Here is a 2350-nt window from a genome sequence, read left to right as displayed (position 1 = left end):
GTGGCGCAGCAGCAGCAGCGCCGCGCCCAGCGTCAGCACCGCCAGCGGCGCCGCCAGCGCCAGCAGGCCCAGCAGCAGCGGCCGGTTCGGCAGGGAGGGCCGCCCCTCGACCATCGGGGCCGAGACCAGCCGTGCGGCCACCGCTTCGTCCGCCGCGACCACCAGGCCGGCGCGCTGCTGCTGCGCCAGCAACTCGTACAGGCTGTTGCGCAGGAAGAGGTCGCTCTCGCGCGCCAGGCGCCGCTCCAGCGCGGCGACGCGGCGCGCCGCCTGTTCCGCCAGGTCGGCGCGCACCTTGGCCTCGGCGAAGGCATGCAGGCGGCGCAGCGCGTCTAGCGCCAGCGCCGGGTCGGCATGCGGCAGTTCCAGCGTCCAGGTCACCGAGGCGAGGGATTGTGTGACCGCCAGGTTGCGCTCGAGCCAGTCCTGCACGTCGTCGACATCGACCAGACGATCGCCGCCGGTGAGCGCGCGCAGCAGCCCGCCGGGGCCCTGGCTGCGCCGCGCCTCGATCCAGGCTGGCAGGGCCGTCTCGCGCGCCAGCAGCGCCGCGGCCTCGGGGCTGCGCATGGCGCCCAGGTAGATCGCGAAGTTCCCGTTGGGCCGCGTGTCGAGCAGCCCGCCAGGTGCGAAGGGCGATGGCGCCAGCAGCGAGGAGACGGCGAAGGAGGTGGTCTCGGCCGGCGCCACCACCGCCTGCGCGACATGCGCGCGCGGCATCATCAGCACCGTCGCCGCGCCGGCGGCCCAGAGCAGCAGCGTGGCGACGCACAGCCCGCGGCGCCAGCCCCACAGCCCACGCAGCAGCAGGGGCAGCGGCATCATCGCACCTCCAGCACGGTGGTCAGGCGCGTGATCGGCGCGCGGGCCGAGACCTCGAGCACAGGCGCGGGCACCACCACGCCATAGGCCGGGCTTTCCCAGCCCTGCACCAGGCGCAGCCGATGCGGCGCATCGCTGGTGATGGCGATGCGCGCACAGGGCGCTTCGACGCCCGTTCCGGTCAGCTGCCAGTCCTCGGGCGCGAGGCGCCAGCGCAGCGCCAGCGCGGCGAAGGGGCCGCCGACGTGGTCCTCGACGGTCAGGCGTCGGTCCTCCAGCACGACGCGCCGCGTGTGCCGCCGCCCGCGCCAGTCGCGCAGCGCCGCGCCGTCGGGCAGCGCACGGCAGGCCGGCCAGCGCGCGAACAGGAACCGCGAGACGCGCGGCATCTGGTCCTCGCCATCGAAGGCGATGGTGTTGTGCCCGGCGGTGCCGGACAGCGCATCGGTCCACCAGGCGCAGCCGGGCGGCGGATTGTAGGCGCCGGTGCCGCCATCGCGCAGCAGCGCCGTCTCGCCGTGCCACAGTTCCAAGTGCAGCAGGTCGGCCTGGGCCGGGCGGAAGCGCAGCGGTGCGCCGGTGCGCAGCAGGACGGAGAGCGCGCCGCGCGTCTCGCCCTGCCAGCCCGCGCTGCGCCAGGCGCCGCCGCGCGGCAGCGTGGCCTCCGGGCAGGCGATGCCCAGGACGCCGCAGCCGAAATCGTCGCGGTGCCCTGCGCTGGCGGCGCAGAACAGCCGCGCGGCGCGCTCGATGCTGCCGCGCGCATCCGCCGGTCCGCCCCCGGAGAGGTCGGCCAGCGCGGAATCGTCGCCTGCTCCCGAGCGCGGCAGCGCGCCGCCTGGCGTCGCGACGCGGTGCAGCCACAGCGTCGCCGCGGCCGCGCGTTCGGCGAAGGGCGCGGCGAAGGCCGGCGCGCCATGGCGGCGGCGGAACCATTCGGCGAGCGAGAGCGTGTCCAGCAGCAGCCGGTGATAGCCCGGCGATGCCTGCGCGAAGGCGCCATCGGGTGCCACCAGCCGTGCCACCGCCCGCACCAGGCCACGCGCGCCGCGCCGTGCCAGCGCGGCGTCGTCGAGCGCGAGGCCGAGCGCGAAGAGCCCCGCCGGTTCGCTGACCGCGTGGTTATTGTCCTGCGCGGCGGCATAGGCGCGGGTGGCCGCGATGCGCCGGGCATGCGCCGCGTGCAGCGCGCGCGGCACGCGTCCTTCCCCACGCAGCGCGGCAAAGAGGCACAGATGCAGCGCGCGCAGCGCCGCCTCCTGCCCGCAGGCCCAGGCGGGGCCGCGGAAGGGCGGGTTGGCGGCGGCCCAATCGGCCAGCAGCGACTCGGCGGCGGGCGTCTCCAGCGCCAGCAGCGGCAGCAGGCGGTTGGCCTCCCACACCGGCCGGATGTCGCCGGCGGCGAAGAGGTCGAGGTCCAGCGCATGCGCGGCACCGTCGAAGGGGCCATGCCAGCGCGACGCACCCGCCTGTCGCGGCGCGCCGCCGGGCGCGTCGGGTGCGTCGCGCTGGCATGGCCCCATCGACG

General features: G+C 76.6%; 2 protein-coding genes. Both read right to left on the bottom strand.

All coding sequences use genetic code 11. The annotated features are described in order from the left end of the window. Positions 1 to 825 (bottom strand): hypothetical protein (locus tag HW578_RS25585; RefSeq protein ID WP_198373532.1); only part of this gene is annotated, 825 nt, incomplete at its 3' end. Beyond that, positions 822 to 2350: heparinase II/III domain-containing protein (locus tag HW578_RS25580; protein ID WP_198373531.1), on the bottom strand; the 1529-nt coding region annotated here is incomplete at its 5' end. The genes HW578_RS25585 and HW578_RS25580, both read right to left, overlap by 4 nt.

Source organism: Roseomonas rosulenta, assembly GCF_016106005.1.
Taxonomy (GTDB): domain Bacteria; phylum Pseudomonadota; class Alphaproteobacteria; order Acetobacterales; family Acetobacteraceae; genus Neoroseomonas; species Neoroseomonas rosulenta.
The sequence above is the reverse complement of the archived record's forward strand: the minus strand, read 5'-3'. Positions and strand labels throughout refer to the sequence as shown.